The organism is Methylosinus sporium (genome assembly GCF_003113265.1).
Lineage (GTDB): Bacteria > Pseudomonadota > Alphaproteobacteria > Rhizobiales > Beijerinckiaceae > Methylosinus > Methylosinus sporium.
In genome coordinates this window covers 1-16,979 of sequence record NZ_PUIV01000042.1, presented here as the reverse complement: position 1 = coordinate 16,979, position 16,979 = coordinate 1, and the positions used below count along the sequence as shown (strand labels likewise).

Genomic DNA, 16,979 nt, shown 5'->3' with positions numbered 1-16,979 from the left:
GATGAAGCGGCTCTTGCTGGCCGCGGCGGCGACCTTCTCGGTTCCGTCGCAGCCCGGCGGCCTGCTATCGCAGGAGCCGCTCGCCGTCGGCGTGCGCGTTTTCTACGGGCCGCGCGCCGGCTTCGAGGATCTCGATCTGCGGCTCATCGGCGGCGCGCGAAAATCCATCGACATGGCCGCCTATGTTCTCACCGATCGCGCGGTGATCTCGGCTCTCGGCGCCGCAGCCATGCGCGGCGTGCGCGTGCGCATCTATATCGATGGCGAGGAGCGCGGCGGCCTCAGCCCGGCCATTGAGGCGATAGCCGCGGCGCGCAACATGCAGATCAAGCGCAAGGGCCGCTCGCGCGACCTCATGCATTTGAAGTCCTATCAGGTGGATGGCCGGGCGCTGCGCAGCGGCTCGGCCAATTTTTCGGTCTCGGGCGCCGAATTCCAGGACAATGACCTCATATTGATCGAGAGCCCGGCCGCGGTCGCGCAATTCGAGGAGACTTTCGAGCGGCTATGGGCGCGTTCGGACAATCAGAAGATCGGGATGCGATGAGCAGCGAGGAGAAGATCGCCGTGTTGGGCGCCGGCGCCTGGGGCACGGCGCTCGCCAATGTGGCCGCGACCGGGCGTGACGGCGTCGTGCTCTGGGGCCATGATCCCGCCCATATCGCCGCTCTCTCGCGCGACCGCGAGAACCGCGCCTATCTGCCGGGCCTGCCGCTGGCGGCGGGCGTCGCGCCTCACGCCGATCTTTCGGCCGTGGCGGGGGCAGGCGTCGTGCTCTCCGTCGTTCCAGCGCAGGCGATGCGCGAAGTGGCGCGGCGCTTTCGCGACATTCTCGCGCCGGGAACGGCTTTCGTCATCTGCTCCAAAGGCATAGAGCGCGGCACGCGCTGCTTCATGAGCGAGGTGGCGGCGCAGGAATTGCCGCAGGCGCGGATCGCCATTCTCTCCGGGCCGAGCTTCGCCGCCGATGTCTGCCGCGGGCTGCCGACGGCGGTGACGCTCGCCGCGCGCGACGAGGCTCTGGCCAAGCGCCTGTGCGAAACATTGTCGACGCGCGCCTTCCGGCTCTATCGCTCCACCGATGTTCTGGGCGTCGAGATCGGCGGCGCGGCGAAGAATGTTCTCGCCATCGCCAGCGGCATGGCGGCGGGCAGGGCGCTCGGCGCCAGCGCCGGCGCTGCGCTGATCGCGCGCGGCTTCGCCGAGCTGACGCGCCTCGGCCGCGCCTATGGCGTCAATCAGGAGACTTTGATGGGCCTCTCCGGCCTCGGCGATCTGGTGCTCACCTGCGGCTCGGCGCAATCGCGCAATTTCGCGCTGGGCGCGGCGCTGGGACGCGGCGAGGCGCCGCTCGAGGCCGCCCATGGCAAGCTCGCCGAGGGCGCCTTCACTGCCTCCGCCCTCGTGGCCATGGCCAAGGAGCGCGGCGTCGAAATGCCGATCGCCGAGGCGGTGGATGCGATCCTGTCGGGCGCGATCGGAGTCGATCAGGCGATAGAGGCGCTGCTGATGCGGCCGCTGAGGGCGGAGGCGTGAGCTTTCGTTGACGGCTTTGTGCGACTGTGTCGCCGATGCGATGCGAAACCGAAGTTGCGCCCCCTCCCCAACCCTCCCCCGCTTTGCGGGAGAGGGAGCAGATTCGGCGCTTCATCGACGTTTCGCGTAACGTCGCCGCCCCCTTCTCCCGCGAAGCGGGGGAGGGAGGAGGGCTCGGGGTCTTTCGTTACGCGCTCATCGCCCTCACCCTGCTCGGCGCCGCTCTGCGCCTCTACGCCGCGCAGGGCGATCTCTGGCTCGACGAAATCTGGACGCTGAACCTGCTCGAGCGGGCGCATTCCTTCGGCGATGTCTTCATCGGCCTGCATCACGACAATAATCACGTCGCCAATTCCGCCTGGCTCTATTTCATCGGGCCGAACGCGCCGGTTCCGCTGATGCGGCTGGCCGCGGTCGCGCTCGGGACGCTGGCCATTCCCGCCGCCGCGGCCGCGAGCCGCCGCTATTGCGACGCCGCCGGCCTTTTGGCCGCCTTCGTCTTCGCGATCTCCTATTTCTTCGTCCATTACGGTTCTGAGGCGCGCGGCTATGCCGGCATGACGCTCGCCGTGCTGCTGGCCTATGGTCTCGTGGACGCCATTCTGGCCGAGGGCGCCTCTCGGCGCCGTCTGCTGGCGCTGGCGGCGGCGATCGGCTTCGGGACCTTCTCCCATCTCACCATGATCGAGGCGAGCGGCGCGCTGGCGCTCTCGGCGTTGCTGCGCTTTCGCCACTGCGGTCTCGGCCGCGTGGTCGCGGTGGGGGCGGTCGCCGGGCTCGCCAGCCTTCCGGCGCTGTTCTGCTTCGCCTATGGCGCGCTGGCGCCGGATTTTCAGGTCGGGGCCATGGTTCCGCTGAGCCCGGCGATCTTCGCCGAGGGCGTCGCCGGAATGGCGAGGGCGACGCTGGGCTTTCCGCGCGGCGTCGATGATTTCGCCCTTCTCGGCGCCGCGGGCCTGCTCGCCCTCGGCCTGCTGGCGGTTCTGCCGGCGGAGCGGCGGATTTTCCCGGCCATCGCCGTCTTCGGCTTGCCGCTGCTGCATATCGCCGCCGGCCTGCCGAGCCAGCAATATCCGCGTTTTCACTCGACCGCGGCGATCGGCCTGGCTCTGCTCGCCGCCGAAGGCTGCGCCGCCCTCTGGCGCGCCGGCGCGCGGCGGCGCCGGGCGGCGGCGATCCTGCTCGGCGCTTTCGCCATCGGCGGGGCCGTCCAGCTCGCCGATTTCTACCGCCTCGGCCGCGGCCATTACGCCGATGCGGTGAGGATCATGGCCGAGCGGAAAGAGGCGCGTTACGCCGTCGATTTCGCCCGCGGCGAGACCAAGGCGGTCGTCGCCTATCACGCCCGCAAGCTCGGCGTCGTCGCGACCGCCGTCTCTCTCGCCGAATGGTGCGCGAGCCCGCCGGCCTTCCTGCTGGTGGTCGATCTGCCGGATTCACGCGCCGACCATGCGGAGCGGCGCTCCGCCGGGCCGCAGGATTGCCGCGCGGCCTTCCTGCGCCGCGGCTATTTCCCGGTCTCGGGCCTCTCGGGATTCGCCTGGACGCTCTATGAGCGGGAAACGAATCCAGAGGCCGAGATCACAAGGTCGGCGCGATGACGCGGACGCGCTTCTTGACGCCGTCGGCGCCGACGATTTCCCGCGTCGTCTCATGCGCGTCGACCGGGCGCTTCTCCGGTTGCGTCGCCTCCGTGGCGGGAAGATTGGGCGAGACCGCGCCGCGCGCCGTGCGCGCGATGACCGGCCGCGACATCTCCTCCGCCTTTTCCGCCGAGACGACGAGATCGTCCTTGTTGCGCTCGGCCAGCAGCCGCTCGGCCTCGGTGAGCGTTTCCGCCCAGCTGCGGCCGGGCGGCCGGCAGGAGCAGGTCGGATCATAGCTCTTGGTGAATTTCAGCGCATTGGGATGGTCGGCATAGGCTTCGCCGTCCATCGACACGGCGGTCTCCATGTCGCGCGAGGGCGAGCGTGTGTAGAGCGCCACTTCGAGATTGGGACATTGCGCCCGGCACAGCTCGGCGAGATCGGCGAGATTGGCGCGCCGCGCCGAATAGCTCACCGGGAAAAAGCCGCCGTCGCAGGCGCGCACGCAGACCGCCATGGAGCCGCCGCGCGCGAACGGCGCGCCATTCTCGTCCAAGTCGCGATCCTGCGGCGACATGGGGAGCTCGCGGACGGGCGTCGGCTCCTCCTCCTGGGCGCCGAACAGCTCCTCGAAAATATTGCGCTGGCGCGAGGCGACACGCACCGGCTGCTGCCGGCACTGCTGATCGAAACGCGCCTGCAGCGCCTGCCGCTGGCCGTCGCCGGACCCCTGATGGAGCGAGGCGAGATTGGCGCGCATCTGCGCGACGCGGCTGTTGATCGCGCCGCATTGCGGCGGCGGCGCATTGCCGAAAAAGAGGAATTGCTGCCGATCGCAGCCGATGGAACGCCCATAGGCGACGGTGCGGTCGATCTCTTTCTGCTGGGTCGCCGCGGCGGCGCGATAGCGGGCCGAGCCGGCGCTATTGCCGGCGGCGGCGATCTGCGCGCGCAGATTGTCGCAATAGGCCGATTGCGCCATCGCCTGCGAGGAGAACAGCATGGCGAACGCGACCAGCGCGCCCGAGAGGCGGCGCAAAGGCCCCTTTCGCGGCAAAGGCCCCTTCCGCGAAGGCGTCCCGTTGGTGATATGTTTCGCCGACATTGGTCCTATATCACGCGATTCGAAAAGCGGGGCGCCGGAGGCCGGCGAATCCGAAACCGTCGAGCTCGAGACCATATCGGGCATATCGCCCGCCCGATCAATCGGCTCGCGATTGTCGCGAGCTTCTTGTCGCGAACAAGGCGCATCACGACATTTGTCGAGGGAATTTCCCGGCGCTCTGGAGGAACGCACTTATGAAGCCGTCCAAATTCGTCCTGTCCGCTCTCCTCGCCACGGGGCTTTTCGCCATCGCGGGCGCGGCGCCCGCCCGCGCCGACGGGCCGGACCTCATTTTCCGCAAGTCCACCGACTTCAAGCTGCTGACCCCGAACGACAAGCTGGCGACCTATGTGCTCGACGACCCCGATGTCGACGGAATCGCCTGCTATTACACGGTGCATGAGAAGGGCGGCGTCGCGGGAATGTTCGGCGTGGCGGAGCAGACCTCCGACGTGTCGCTCTCCTGCCGCCAATACGGGCCGGTGAAATTCAAGGAGAAATTCGGCCAAGGCGACGAAGTGTTCAGCGAGCGCCGCTCGGCGCTGTGGAAGCGGCTGCATATCGTGCGCGGCTGCGACGCCAAGCGCAATGCGCTGGTCTATATGGCCTATTCCGACCGGCTGATCGAAGGCTCTCCGGAGAATTCCACCTCCGGCGTGCCGATTCAGCCTTGGGGCGCGGGCGATGTCGCGCAATGCGGCGAATTTCTGAAGAAATGAGCGGCCGGCGGGCCTGCGCCCGCCCGCTCCCGGTCGCGGCGACGGCGGCGATTCTTGCCGCGTCAGTCCTGGCAAGAGACGACGGCGGCCTCCGCCGTCAGCGGCCGGCGCGCCGAGGCCGGACCGATAGCGGAGGTCACGTCGTCGGCGCGGCCGAAGGCCACCGCGGGGCCGTGGCCGTGCGACTCGCACCAGCTGTCGGCGACGATCTTCCCGCAATCTTTCTTCTGCGTGATGCATTCGACGACGCCATAGCCTTCGTGGCCGGAAATCAAATAGACATTCTTCGGCGCTTCGACGGCGCGGGCGCCGCCCTGGGCCGCGGCGAGCAGCAATCCGCCGAGCAGCGGAACGGCGAGACGCGGGAGAACGAGACGCTGAAATTCGGTGGGGAACATGAGATGCACGCCTCGCGCGGGGACGCTCATTCGACTCGCCGCGCTGGATTTTGGTGTATGCGATCGCAGTTAAGGCGCGGTTAAGTTCGCGCCGATTTGCAGGCCTGTCCGGGCGCGCGACGCCGGCGGCGGCGCCTTTGCCGCGCGGCGGCGGATGTCGATCCACAGAGCTTTTGGTGATGTAGGAAAACAATCCCCTCATCCTGAGGCGCTTTTTGCGGAACGCAAAAAGCCTCGAAGGATGCTCCGCGCGAACGTGCGACCCTTCGAGACGCCCGCTTCGCGGACTCCTCAGGGCGAGGGACTGTTGCTTCGTCCGCGCGAGCGCGCCCCGGCGCTTTGCTGCGCGGGGGTGGGAAAGGGCGTTTCGGGACGCTCCGGCCCCTTACGGCCGTTGCGCGAAAAAATTCGATCGGGTCCAGAGCGTCCCGAAACGCGGTTGTCGTTCTCGTCGACATCCCGAGGCTTGGTCGAACCCGCGAATCCTGGGGTTTCTCGATCAAGACGCGATCGAGTCCGACGGCCTGGGATCACGGAGCGGTTCTTTTTTCTCCCTATGGACGGGAGAAGAACGCCGCCCGGCGACGCGCTGCCTGTCCATGGACGGGGGTCGCCATCCCGGATGGAGCCGCCCCCCGCCCGCGCCCCACGACCCGAGGAGCGCGCCCTTTGTGGGCGGGAGTGGGAGGGATATAGGAATATGTTCAGGGTGTGTCAAGGCGGGCGGTTGGGGCGGACGGAGTCCGTTCAGGACTCTTCTCGGCGACAACCGATGCGTACAATTTACGCTTTGACATTGATCGGCTTGACCCGCAGGTGACGCTCGCGTAGCGCTATGACACTACATGTATAAATTAAGCGCGAAGCCGGCAGATCCCGAATGCGTGACGATTCAGAACCGGTGGCCGAAGCACAGGGCGGCGGAGGCGTTGTTGGACTTGCCCGCGTCATGGCAGGAGCTACGAGCTTCAAAGATTCCGGAATCGCCAATGTGAACGATACGTATCGCGGTCAAATCTTGACCGAGGGTGACGAAGTAAAAACCGCTATTCTTAAAGACCTTTCTCCCAAACAGCTTGCGAACGAAGTCTTGGCCGCAGGTCTCGCCTCGCTCATCGGGTTGCCGGTTCCCCCGGCTTTCATCGGGATCACAGCACCTAACAGCGATTGTGCTTCGCAATGTCGACTTCCTGATGGCACGGGGCTCATGTTCGCAAGCGCTGATGTCGGCTCGCCATCTGTCGCGCAGCTCATAAAGGCCGTGCCGACGGAGCTACAGATGTTGGCTCACCTTGAGGCCATTGTCGCTGTTTTGATCAAACAGGCTTGGCTTGGAGATCTCTACGGTTTCGATGCTTGGGCAGCGAACATTGACCGGCATCCTGGCAATATTCTTTTCGGCGCAGGGACTGCTTGGATCATCGATCATGGGCATTGTTACACAGGTCCGACCTGGGTTCCTGCAGATCTTGTTCCTGCCGGCAATTTCCGGCATCGACTGAAAGAGTGGGTAACGCCGTTTCTTCAGGTGGATCAGCGAAAGAGGCTGGCAGCTGAAGCGGGTGCGTTAGTCACTCGACTTCAACGCATTGACGTTCGGGATGTCGGGATACAGAATCGAGTTAACGGGCTTCTCGACGACGTTGACTTCCAAGCGCTCGTTGTCTTCCTCCTGGAGAGGATTCCGCACGTCCCGCGCGCTGCTGGAGGCGCGTTGGACGAGCCTAGGTTGGCGTGACATGATCTCGTTGAACGCAAACCAATTTCCGAGCGCAGAACGGCTACAAAAGGCTGTTTGGGCTCCTGTGCTCTTTCGGCCGATTCTCGGATCGCCGGAGCAATTCGTGATCGGAATCGCTGTCGCGGGAGCGGGCGGCATTCATCTTGAGCGGGCAAACCAGCTTGCCCGCCTGCGTTGCGTTTTCGCTGACCAATCAGTTGTGGCGATCTTGGCGGCCGAGGCGAATTTGAACGCCATAGAGAGTGATTTGCTGAATAGGTCTATTGCCGCGCTGACCGACTTCAAGCCACTCTTTTCGGGTGTCGCGCTGGGTGACATCAGGGAGGCCGAGGGGCTGTCGTTGCAGCAGATTGGCGCTTCTTGGATGGCTGCTATGTCGTCTTTGTACGATAGACGCTCGGTGCTGCAACTGGTGGAGCGGGGCGACTTCGATCTAGATGCCGCCGCCAATCGCGAGACTGCCGATCGGCTTCCTGCGCTTGTTTTGGATTACATTAAGGGAAAGCGTCCCGGTCTTGATCGGTGTTTTAGCGAAGATATCCGGGAGAGCCGCCACAGACGCCGCAACGCGCATGGTGTCATAATCGACTTCGCCGGATCACGTTTTGTTGCCAATTTCGGTACCTTGGCTGCGAGCAAGCTCACCGCGTCTGTCGGACGGATTAAGATGCGGCTTTGGGATCTGAAGGTAGATCGAGACGGAGAGCAAGAAGGGCTCGCGGAGAGGGAGCACGAGATGATCGTGCAATATCCAAAACGAAACGACCCTCAGCTTACAGCGAACCAAGTCGAGCGGATGGAAGAGGCTCTGAATGAACTCGAAAAGCAGGCGGATCAAGAGCAGCTTCGTCTGCGTCCGTTAAACACGGTTGAAGAGATCGGCGAGCATATTCTGAGAAAGGAAGCGGCCTAGGTCGCGTTACCCGGGATTTCCACTCCCCCCTCCCGCCCGCTTGTAGCCCGGCCGCTTTTCCCTATAGTCCGCCTCGACAATTCCCACGGCGGACGAGGCTATGACGACCACACGATTGCGCATCGGCACACGCGGCAGCCCTCTCGCTCTGGCGCAGACGCGGCAGCTGCGGGCCTTGCTGGCCGCGGCGCTCGGCCTCGAGGCGGAGACGCTGCCGATCGAGGTCATCCGCACCACGGGGGACATCATCCAGGACCGGCCGCTCTCGGAATCGGGCGGCAAAGGGCTGTTCACCAAGGAGTTGGACGTCGCCCTCATCGAGGGGCGCATCGATCTCGCCGTGCATTCCTCCAAGGATTTGCCGACGCATCTGCCGCCGGAAATCGCCATCGCCGGATATCTGCCGCGCGAGGATGTGCGCGACGCCTGGATCGGCCGCAATGGCGCGACGCTCGACGCGCTGCCCGAGGGCGCCGTGGTGGGCACGGCCTCGCTGCGGCGCGGCGCGCAGGTGAAGCGGCTGCGGCCGGATGTCTCCCTCGTGCTGCTGCGCGGCAATGTCGAGACCAGGCTGCGCAAGGTGGAGAGCGGCGAGGTGGACGGCACGCTGCTGGCGCTCGCCGGGCTCAAGCGGCTCGGCCTCGAGCGCCACGCCACCGCCATTCTGCCGATAGAGGATTTTCTTCCTGCCGCCGGGCAGGGCGCCATAGCCGTCACCAAGCGCGCCGGCGATGCGCGTGTCCGCGAGGCTCTGGCCGCCATTCTCGATCCGGCGACCGCCGCCGCGCTCGCCGCCGAGCGCGCCTTTCTCACCGTGCTGGACGGCTCCTGCCGCACGCCCATCGCCGCCCATGCGAAGCTCATTGGCGAGGAGATCGAATTCCACGGCATGGCGCTGCGGGCGGATGGCTCTGCGGTTTATGAGGCGCGTCGGCGCGGGCCGTCCATGGACGCGGCGCTGATCGGCGACGCCGCCGCCAATGAGATTTTGCTGCGCCTGCCCAATGGAGTCGCGGGTCTCACATGAGGCGCGTTCTCGTCACGCGGGCGAGAGAGGACGCCGAGCGCACGGCGGAAGAATTGCGGCGGCGCGGCTTTGCGCCGCTGATCGCGCCGGTTCTGGAGATCGCCGCCACGGGCGCGCCGATCCCGACCGAGACTTTCGACGCGGTTCTGGCGACCAGCGCCCGCGCGATCCAGTTTGTCGAAGGGCTCGCGGCCTTGCGCGCGCCTTTTTTCGTCGTCGGCGGCAAGACGGCGCAGGCGCTCTCCGCGCGCGGCGCGCAGGTGGAGGCGAGCGCGCCCGATGTGGCGGCGCTGACGCTTCTGCTCGGCGCGCGCTTTGCGGCGCCGGCGCGTTTCCTCTATCTCGCCGGCCATGATCGTAAGGACGATCTCGAAAGTTTTTTGCGCGCGCGCGGCCATGCGGCGACAGTGGTCGAGACCTATGAGGCGCGCGCCGTCGCCGCTCTTGGGGAAGAAGCCCGCGCCGCTCTGGCCGCCGGCGAGGTAGAGGCCGCGCTGCATTATTCGGCGCGCAGCGCATCGATCTTCCTCGCTCTGGCGGATGCCGCCGGCGGCCCGGCCACGCTTCGCGCGCGCGTCACGCATTTCGCGCTGTCGGAGGATGTCGCGCGTGTGCTGCGCGCCGCCGGTTGCGCCAATGTGCGCGTCGCCGCGGCGCCGGATCAGGCGAGCCTATTGGCCGCGCTCGAGGCGCAATAAAGCCGCCTTTGCGGGACAAAAATTGCATGGCGCCTCGCGCGCCGCTATTCTGTCGCAGCGCGGCCGTCTATCGCGACGGCGCGCCTTCCCGGGGGCGAAATGACGAAGACGTCGATCTCGCGGCGGCGCTCGGCCGCTGTTCTCGCGCTTCTCTTTTGCGCGATCGTCGCCGCAGTCTCGCCGGCGCTGGCGGAACGGCTGCCGCTCTCGGACAATCTCGTCGATCTGCGCAGCGCGCAGGGGCGCGAATGGTTTCTCGAATCGGAGGCGCGCGAGGCCTATTGGCCGCTCTCCTCGGAATTCGTCACGCAGAAGAACGGCTCCTTCTGCGGCGTCGCCACTCTGGCGATGCTGCTCAATGCGCTCGACATTCCCGCGCCCGCCGGCGGCGAGGGGCAGGGGAGCTTCTCGCAGGACAATCTGTTCAGCGAGAGGACCGAAACGGTGGTGAAGCAGGAGAGCATTCTGCGCCGGGGCATGACGCTGGACGAGTTCGGCGGCCTCGTCGCCAGCTTCGGCCTCGAGGCGAAGGTCACTCATGCGGCGCAGAGCTCGCTGGCGGAGTTTCGCGCCAGCGCGATCGAGCAGCTCTCGCGCAAGCGGCGGCATGTCGTCGTCAATTATCAGCGCGCTGCGCTCGGCCAGACGCGCAGCGGGCACATTTCGCCGCTCGCCGCCTATGACGCCAAGACGGATCGCTTTCTGCTGCTCGATGTCGCGCGCTACAAATATCCGCCCGTGTGGGTCGCGGCGGCCGATCTCTTCGACGCGATGAACACGATCGACGCCGGCAATGAAGGACGCAGCCGCGGCTACGTGCTCATCGGCCCGCCGGCGGGAATAGGCAGCGAAAAATGAGCGATGCGCGAATGCGATCTATTGTTGCTCTCGGCTTCTCCCTTCTCGCCTTCGCCGCCGCCGCCGAGCCCGTCGCGAGCGGGCGGCGCGGCATGGTGGTGAGCGAGCATCATCTGGCCAGCGACATAGGGCTCGACATATTGAAGGCGGGCGGCAACGCCATCGACGCCGCCGCCGCCGTCGGCTATGCGCTCGCCGTCGCCTATCCTTGCTGCGGCAATCTCGGCGGCGGCGGCTTTCTGCTGGCGCATCTGCCGGGGCAGGGCGAGCGCTTTCTCGATTTTCGCGAGACGGCGCCCATGGCGGCGACCGCCGATATGTTTCTCGACGCGAAAGGCGCGGTCGATCCGCAGGCGAGCCGCATCGGCTATCGCGCCGTGGCGGTTCCCGGAACGGTGATGGGGCTGGAGACCGCCCACGCCAAATATGGCCGCCTGCCGCGCGAGAAAATCATCGCGCCGGCGATCGCGCTCGCCGAGCGCGGCTTTGTTCTCGACGAGGCCGACATTCGTCTCATTCGCGCGGCGACGCGGCTGAAGGACAGTCCCGCCGCTGCGAAAATCTTTTCCCGCGCGGACGGCTCGCCTTTGCAGGCCGGCGATCGGCTGATTCAGAGCGATCTCGCGCGTCTGTTGCGCGAGATCGCCGCGCAGGGGCCGCGCGCCTTTTATGAAGGGCGCGTTCCGCAGGCGATCGAGCGCGCCGCGCAGGCGGAAAAGGGCGTGATCGCGGCGCAGGATTTCGCGCTCTATGACGTCATGGAGCGCTCGCCGATTCATTGCGCCTATCGTGGCTATGATGTCTATTCTTCCGCGCCGCCGAGTTCCGGCGGCGTCGCGCTGTGCGAAATATTGACCATTCTCGAGGGCTATGATCTCGCCGCGCTCGGCTTTCACACGCCGCAATCCTCGCATCTTCTCATCGAGGCGGAACGTCGCGCCTTCTTCGATCGCAACAATTCGCTCGGCGATCCCGACTTCGTGAGCAATCCGGTCGCGCGTCTCACCGCGCGATCCTATGCGGAGGCGCAGCGCGCGAAGATCGCCGCCGATCATGCGACGCGCTCCACCGATCTCGCGCAAGGCGCCGCGCCGCGCGAGCGTTTGCAGACGACGCATTATTCCATCGTCGACGGCGAGGGCGGCGCGGTCTCCGTCACCTACACGCTCAACGGCTATTTCGGCGCGCAGGTCATGGCGCCGGAGACGGGCGTGCTGCTCAATGACGAGATGGATGATTTCTCCGCCGCGCCCGGCGCCGCCAATGGCTTCGGCCTGGTGCAGGGAAGCGCCAACGCCATCGCGCCCGGCAAAAGGCCGCTCTCCTCCATGTCGCCGACCATTGTGATGAAGGACGGCAAGGTCGCGCTGGTTCTCGGCAGCCCTAATGGGCCGCGCATCATTTCGGTGACGCTGCAGACGGCGCTCAATGTGATCGATCATCATATGTCGCTGGCGCAGGCGGTGGCCGCGCCGCGCCTTCATCATCAATGGCTGCCGGATGTCGTGCTGGCCGAGCCGGGCGCGCTCTCGGAGGAGACGCGCCGGCGGCTCGAGGCGATGGGACATAAAATCGAGGATCACGCGCCTTTCGGCGCATCGGAGGCGATAGAGATCAGAGACGGCGAGATGATCGGCGTCAATGATCCGCGCTCCGCGGCGGGCTCGGCGCGCGGCTATTGAGCCGCGCGAGAGTCATTCCGGTTCAGATCGAACCGGCAGATCGAACCGGAATGACTCTCGATTTTTCCGTTGTGCCGTGTTTTCTGCACGCGAAGCGGTTCCCACTTCGCTCGAAAACACTCTATCGCTCATCGGCGTCGCGACAATATCTCGTCGATGCGCGCGTCGAGGCGGCGGGCGAAGGCCTCGGTCGAAAATTGCGTCTCCGCGATCACGCGAGCCGCCGCGACCTTGCGCTCCCGCAAATCGCGATCGCCGAACACGGCGCGCATCGCGTCGACGGCGGCCGTGAAATCCGGCTCCGCCCACAGCTGATCGCCGCGCGTGCGCGGATATTCGCCGGGGCCGACGGGAATGAGCCGATAGGGAATGAGAAAGGCCGTTTGCTCGTCGCAAAAACCCATATTGCCGGAATAGGCGGTCGCGATCACCGGCGTCTCCAACGCCATCGCCTCCAGCATATGATAGCCGAAGCCTTCGGCGCGATGCAGAGAGACATAGCAATCGGCGCCTTCGATCAGCGCCATCTGCTCGTCGTCGTCGAGAATGCGATCGATGAGCAGGACGCGCTCGCATTCCGCGACGATATTGCGAATGGAGCGCCACACATTCGTCTCGCGCTCCGCTCGCACGCGGTCGACGCTATGCGTCTTGATGACGAGCTTGACCTTCGCATCGTTCGGAAAGGCCGCGAGAAAGGCGCGTATCGTCCCGAGCGGATTTTTGCGAAAGGCGCCGGAGAGCGCGTCGCAGGAAGCGAGAAAGACGAAATCATCCGCGCCCGCTATATCCTCGTAGACGCGCGCGCGCGCTGCGCTTCGTCCTCGCCTGCGCGCCGGGCGCGCCGATGTGCCGACTGTATGGCAGGGCCTATGGCCGGCGAGCGCCTGCGTCGTGAAATCCGACGCGGACCAGAGCTCGTCGACGAGCGCGAGGCCGAGCATTTGCGCCGGATGCGGCGTCGGCATTTCGAGATAGGGAAAGCCGACGAGCCGACCCTGCGACCATATATCCGGCAGATAGGCGATGGCGCTCGGCAGCTCTTCGAGATTGAGATGAAGAATATTGATCTTCGCGCGCGCCGGCGAAGTCGGCAGAGGCGTGGCGTCGGCGCGAATGCGATTGGGATAATCGAGCGTGAAGTCGCAGAGCCGAACGGAATAATCGAGTTGCTGGAGCGCGGCGGCGAGCGCGCGGCAGCTGTCCGCTATGCCGAGCTGTCGGCTGAACGGGCCGATGAGCTGAATATCGACCGTCTCGCCCGCCGGCGCCGGCAGAGCCGCGGAATGCGCGCGATGTCCCGAAGGCGTGCGCGTGCGAAAGCGCTTCGCTTCGTCGTCATAGCCGAGCGCGCCGATCGCGGCGCGCCAGCACGCGATGGTGACGCCGCCGGCGCCGAAGAGGCGGCGGGATTCGTCCTCGAAGGGCGCGGCGCCGGCGCGCGGCGACAGAAAAGCCTCGAGCCAATCGGCTGGAACGAAGCGCAGATAATGCGGCGCCCGCGCTGCGAACAGCAGAATGGCGAAATAGGCGGCGCGCCGCTCGTTCTCTCGTGCGACATTCGCGCCGCGCAGCATCGGATGCGCGTCGAGAAAACGCTTCATGAAAGTGGAGAGCGGGAAAGGAATATCGGCGTCGTCGCAATGTCGCAGCGCGTCCTCATGCGCGGAGGCGATGAGGCAGTCCTCGACATTGAAAGCCGCGGCGCCGAAAGCGGCCCAGCGGAAAATCGCCGCGAGCCGCTCGTCGTCGCGCGCGTCTTCGCCCGGCGTCTGGGCGAAAAGGCGCATCGCCCGGCTCGGCGCGAGGCGCTCCTGCGGAGTGGGGCCTTCATTGAGAAATTCTATGTCGCGCGCCGAGAGCGGGATGCGCAAAGGGCGCCGCGCGCGGCCGTAGAACTCGACATAATGCGCGAGAAAAGCCTCGCGATCGGCGATCGAGAGGGTCGCGTCGAATTTATCGGCGAGGTCCCATTTGTAGCGATTCTGGTCGAGATAGGCGCAGAGCGCTTCGCCGAGAACAGGCGGCGGCGATGAGACCGGCGTCGGCGCGAATAGAAGCTCTGTCTTCTGCGACGGCTGCGGCGCGGCTGGCGCGGCGCGCGCTCGCTCACTGTCGAAAGCCTCGGCGAAAGTCGCGCGAAGATAGTCGTTACGGCCGATGCTGCGCGCAAAAAGCGCGCGCTCGTCGCTCGCGGTCAGCTCGAGCGGCGCATCCGTGACGGGGCGCACGCGAATCCGCGTCTTTGCTCCGCGCGAAAACGCCGGAGGGATTTTCACGTCGAAGCCATGGCGGCCGTCGCCTATACCATTGGCGGCGAGATCGTCTCGCAGCATATCCGCCGCTCTCTCGCAGACGAAGACGTCGTCTGCGAAAATATCGACGATCACGCGGCGTCCCTTTTGTCTCGGCCAATGGGCCCAGCCGTGAACGACGTCATTCTCGAATCCGTCGAGGCGACCGACGATGTCGAGATCGCCTGTCGGAAGACCGACCGCGCGGCGAAGCAGCTTTATCGCATGGCGCTTGGCGACGCCCATGATCTTCACCCGATCTCTATGCGCAGCGTGAAATCGAGCGTCTCGCCCGGACGCGCGCAGGCGATCCCGGGCTTCTCCTCGAGCGGGCCGCGAAAGCCGACCGGCGAATCATAGCCATGCCACGGCTCGATGCAGAGAAAATCCGCGCCCGGCTTGGACCATAGGCCGAGATGCCGGAAGCCTTCCCATTCGATCGCGACGGATCGCCCGCTGCCGCAGCAATAGACGAGGCTCTCGCTCGCCAGAGTGTCGAAGATGATCGCGTCATCGACGAACAGCTCCTCCCGCAGCGACAGCGTTCGTCCCTCTACGGGCGAATCCTTCATGCGGCCGAGAAGCCCGCCGGCAAGCTTGCGGATCGGCGCCGGCTCATGGCGCTCGAAATTTATGCGGCTCTGATCCTTGGCTGCGTCGCCGAGCGGCCAGCGAAAGGCCGGATGCGCGCCGATGGAAAAATACATGTCCGCGTCGCCGAGATTGGTCACGCCATGGCGAATGTCGAGACGCGCGCCGTCGAGGGCGAATTCCACCTCGAGCAGAAATTCGAAAGGGAAAACCGCGCGCGTCGCGTCGTTGGCGCGCAAGGCGAAACGCGCCGAATGCGGCGAGGCCTCGACGATCTCGAACAGGCTGTCGCGCGCGAAGCCGTGCTTGACCATCGCATAGCTCTCGCCGCGATGCTCATAGCGGTCCTGCGCCAGCCGGCCGACGATGGGAAACAGCAGCGGACTATGCTTGGGCCAGATCTCTTCGCCGCTCCAGAGATAATCCACGCCGTCGCGCGTGCGCAGCGATTGCAGCTCCGCGCCCTTCGTAGAAACGAAAGCGGCGAGGCTGTCCGAGGACAGAGCCACGCCGTCTCGCTGCTCGTTCTTCGATCCGGCCATCGCCGATCCCCGAATGGACGCTCGCGCGCCCTCAGGCGTTCGCCTGATGCTTCAGCCGCTCGAGATCGGCGTCGACCATTTCGCGGATGAGCTGATCGAGCGACGTCTCGGGCGCCCAGCCCAGCGCCGCGCGCGCCTTGCTCGAGTCGCCGAGCAGAATGTCGACCTCCGCCGGGCGGTAGAATTTCGGGTCGATCACGATATGCGCCTCCATGTCGAGGCCGGCATGGGCGAAAGCGATGCGGCACATGTCGCGCACAGTGGTGGTGACGCCCGTCGCCACCACATAATCGTCCGGCGTCTCCTGCTGCAGCATCAGCCACATGGCCCGCACATAATCGCGCGCATGGCCCCAGTCGCGCTTGGCGTCTATATTGCCGAGGCGCAGCTCTTTGGCGAGGCCGAGCTTTATGCGCGCCACGCCGTCGGTCACCTTGCGGGTGACGAATTCTATGCCGCGCAGCGGGCTCTCGTGATTGAAGAGAATGCCCGAGGAGGCGTGCAGGCCGAAGCTCTCGCGGTAATTGACCGTGATCCAATGGCCGTAGAGCTTGGCGACGGCGTAAGGCGAGCGCGGATAGAAGGGCGTCTTCTCGCTCTGCATGGGCTCCTGAATGAGGCCGTACATTTCGGAGGAGGAGGCCTGATAGAAGCGCGCGCCGGGGGCGCCGATGCGCATCGCCTCGAGCATGTTGGCGACGGCGACGGCGGTGATATTGGCGGTGAGAATGGGCTGCCGCCAGGAGGAGGCGACGAAGGATTGCGCGGCGAGATTGTAGATTTCGTCGGGCTTCACTTCCTGCACGATGCGCAGCAGGCTGGAGAGATCGCCGAGGTCGCCGTCGAGCAGCTGCACGTCATTTGCGACGCCGAGCCAGCGCAGCCGATGATCCTCGACGCCGCGATGCGAGGAGCGGCGGATCACGCCATAGACTTCATAGCCTTTGCCGAGCAGAAGCTGTGCGAGATAGGCTCCGTCCTGTCCGGTAATGCCCGTCAACAGCGCGCGTTTGGTCATCCACCCCTCTTAATGTGCTCACTCCGCCTCGGCGGATTGCTTTTAGCCGCGATTATAGACGTCCTGCAGGCGGACGATATCGTCCTCGCCGAGATAGGAGCCGGTCTGCACCTCGATGATCTCAAGGTCGATCTTGCCCGGATTGGTCAGCCGGTGAATGCAGCCGATCGGCAGATAGACCGACTCGTTCTCATGCACGAGCAAGGTCTCCTGATCGCGGCCCACTTCCGCCGTGCCCTTCACCACGATCCAATGCTCGGCGCGGTGAAAA

16 protein-coding genes are annotated in these 16,979 nt (G+C 65.7%); 10 read left to right on the top strand and 6 right to left on the bottom strand.

Annotation, left to right across the window (positions count from 1 at the left end):
• The first annotated feature begins 1 nt into the window (after position 1).
• The 3 genes from C5689_RS17260 (at position 2) to C5689_RS17250 (ending at position 3,137) form a co-directional block, all read left to right on the top strand.
• Complete coding sequence (locus tag C5689_RS17260; RefSeq protein WP_108918480.1) at positions 2-547, top strand: phospholipase D-like domain-containing protein; 546 nt, start codon at positions 2-4, stop codon at positions 545-547.
• Positions 544-1,536 carry an NAD(P)H-dependent glycerol-3-phosphate dehydrogenase gene (locus C5689_RS17255; protein WP_108918479.1) on the top strand — a complete coding sequence of 331 codons (993 nt, stop codon included), beginning with the start codon at positions 544-546 and terminating at the stop codon, positions 1,534-1,536. The genes C5689_RS17260 and C5689_RS17255 overlap by 4 nt, the downstream gene beginning before the upstream one ends.
• An 83-nt stretch (positions 1,537-1,619) precedes the next feature.
• Positions 1,620-3,137, top strand: a complete 1,518-nt coding sequence (locus C5689_RS17250) for a hypothetical protein (protein WP_108918478.1) — start codon at positions 1,620-1,622, stop codon at positions 3,135-3,137.
• On the opposite strand, the gene C5689_RS17245 is transcribed toward C5689_RS17250, so the two are convergent.
• On the bottom strand, positions 3,118-4,179 hold the full coding sequence (locus C5689_RS17245; protein WP_244594775.1) for a DUF2865 domain-containing protein: 1,062 nt from the start codon (positions 4,177-4,179) through the stop codon (positions 3,118-3,120). The genes C5689_RS17250 and C5689_RS17245 overlap by 20 nt on opposite strands.
• Before the next feature lie 242 nt (positions 4,180-4,421).
• Between C5689_RS17245 and C5689_RS17240 the strand changes: the two genes are divergently transcribed.
• Positions 4,422-4,946 carry a CreA family protein gene (locus C5689_RS17240; RefSeq protein ID WP_108918476.1) on the top strand — a complete coding sequence of 175 codons (525 nt, stop codon included), beginning with the start codon at positions 4,422-4,424 and terminating at the stop codon, positions 4,944-4,946.
• A gap of 62 nt (positions 4,947-5,008) precedes the next feature.
• On the opposite strand, the gene C5689_RS17235 is transcribed toward C5689_RS17240, so the two are convergent.
• Positions 5,009-5,374, bottom strand: coding sequence for a hypothetical protein (locus tag C5689_RS17235; protein ID WP_244594774.1), 366 nt, complete (start codon positions 5,372-5,374; stop codon positions 5,009-5,011).
• Between the two features lie 850 nt (positions 5,375-6,224).
• Between C5689_RS17235 and C5689_RS18285 the strand changes: the two genes are divergently transcribed.
• The 6 genes from C5689_RS18285 (at position 6,225) to ggt (ending at position 12,263) form a co-directional block, all read left to right on the top strand.
• Positions 6,225-7,082, top strand: a complete 858-nt coding sequence (locus C5689_RS18285; protein ID WP_146188416.1) for a hypothetical protein — start codon at positions 6,225-6,227, stop codon at positions 7,080-7,082.
• Between the two features lie 106 nt (positions 7,083-7,188).
• The gene (locus C5689_RS17225) at positions 7,189-7,998 is read left to right on the top strand and encodes a hypothetical protein (RefSeq protein WP_146188415.1); all 810 of its coding nucleotides are present in this window, start codon (positions 7,189-7,191) and stop codon (positions 7,996-7,998) included.
• Positions 7,999-8,098: 100 nt separating this feature from the next.
• The gene (gene hemC, locus C5689_RS17220; RefSeq protein WP_108918473.1) at positions 8,099-9,025 is read left to right on the top strand and encodes a hydroxymethylbilane synthase; all 927 of its coding nucleotides are present in this window, start codon (positions 8,099-8,101) and stop codon (positions 9,023-9,025) included.
• Positions 9,022-9,723, top strand: a complete 702-nt coding sequence (locus C5689_RS17215; RefSeq protein ID WP_108918472.1) for a uroporphyrinogen-III synthase — start codon at positions 9,022-9,024, stop codon at positions 9,721-9,723. Before hemC ends, C5689_RS17215 begins: the two co-directional genes overlap by 4 nt.
• Positions 9,724-9,822: 99 nt before the next feature.
• Positions 9,823-10,581, top strand: a complete 759-nt coding sequence (locus C5689_RS17210; RefSeq protein WP_108918471.1) for a phytochelatin synthase family protein — start codon at positions 9,823-9,825, stop codon at positions 10,579-10,581.
• Between the two features lie 11 nt (positions 10,582-10,592).
• On the top strand, positions 10,593-12,263 hold the full coding sequence (ggt, locus tag C5689_RS17205; RefSeq protein ID WP_206605379.1) for a gamma-glutamyltransferase: 1,671 nt from the start codon (positions 10,593-10,595) through the stop codon (positions 12,261-12,263).
• A 128-nt stretch (positions 12,264-12,391) separates the two neighbouring features.
• On the opposite strand, the gene C5689_RS17200 is transcribed toward ggt, so the two are convergent.
• From C5689_RS17200 to C5689_RS17185, 4 genes are all read right to left on the bottom strand, one after another.
• Entirely contained in the window at positions 12,392-14,803 is a 2,412-nt protein-coding gene (locus C5689_RS17200) for a glycosyltransferase (protein WP_159289180.1), read from the bottom strand.
• A 5-nt stretch (positions 14,804-14,808) separates the two neighbouring features.
• Positions 14,809-15,690 carry an aldose 1-epimerase family protein gene (locus C5689_RS17195; RefSeq protein ID WP_108918468.1) on the bottom strand — a complete coding sequence of 294 codons (882 nt, stop codon included), beginning with the start codon at positions 15,688-15,690 and terminating at the stop codon, positions 14,809-14,811.
• Positions 15,691-15,721: 31 nt separating this feature from the next.
• The gene (gene gmd, locus C5689_RS17190) at positions 15,722-16,708 is read right to left on the bottom strand and encodes a GDP-mannose 4,6-dehydratase (protein WP_108918467.1); all 987 of its coding nucleotides are present in this window, start codon (positions 16,706-16,708) and stop codon (positions 15,722-15,724) included.
• 42 nt (positions 16,709-16,750) lie between these two features.
• On the bottom strand, positions 16,751-16,979 hold a 229-nt coding region (locus tag C5689_RS17185; protein WP_146188286.1), incomplete at its 5' end, for a cupin domain-containing protein.

What these genes read in the sequence shown, in the direction of transcription:
- C5689_RS17215 (WP_108918472.1), top strand. Translation starts at nt 9,022, where the DNA reads ATGAGGCGCGTTCTCGTCACGCGGGCGAGAGAGGACGCCGAGCGCACG.
- C5689_RS17255 (WP_108918479.1), top strand. Translation starts at nt 544, where the DNA reads ATGAGCAGCGAGGAGAAGATCGCCGTGTTGGGCGCCGGCGCCTGGGGC.
- C5689_RS17240 (WP_108918476.1), top strand. Translation starts at nt 4,422, where the DNA reads ATGAAGCCGTCCAAATTCGTCCTGTCCGCTCTCCTCGCCACGGGGCTT.
- C5689_RS17235 (WP_244594774.1), bottom strand. Translation starts at nt 5,374, where the DNA reads ATGAGCGTCCCCGCGCGAGGCGTGCATCTCATGTTCCCCACCGAATTT.
- C5689_RS17210 (WP_108918471.1), top strand. Translation starts at nt 9,823, where the DNA reads ATGACGAAGACGTCGATCTCGCGGCGGCGCTCGGCCGCTGTTCTCGCG.
- gmd (WP_108918467.1), bottom strand. Translation starts at nt 16,708, where the DNA reads ATGACCAAACGCGCGCTGTTGACGGGCATTACCGGACAGGACGGAGCC.
- C5689_RS18285 (WP_146188416.1), top strand. Translation starts at nt 6,225, where the DNA reads ATGCGTGACGATTCAGAACCGGTGGCCGAAGCACAGGGCGGCGGAGGC.
- hemC (WP_108918473.1), top strand. Translation starts at nt 8,099, where the DNA reads ATGACGACCACACGATTGCGCATCGGCACACGCGGCAGCCCTCTCGCT.
- C5689_RS17200 (WP_159289180.1), bottom strand. Translation starts at nt 14,803, where the DNA reads ATGGGCGTCGCCAAGCGCCATGCGATAAAGCTGCTTCGCCGCGCGGTC.
- ggt (WP_206605379.1), top strand. Translation starts at nt 10,593, where the DNA reads ATGCGATCTATTGTTGCTCTCGGCTTCTCCCTTCTCGCCTTCGCCGCC.
- C5689_RS17195 (WP_108918468.1), bottom strand. Translation starts at nt 15,690, where the DNA reads ATGGCCGGATCGAAGAACGAGCAGCGAGACGGCGTGGCTCTGTCCTCG.
- C5689_RS17260 (WP_108918480.1), top strand. Translation starts at nt 2, where the DNA reads ATGAAGCGGCTCTTGCTGGCCGCGGCGGCGACCTTCTCGGTTCCGTCG.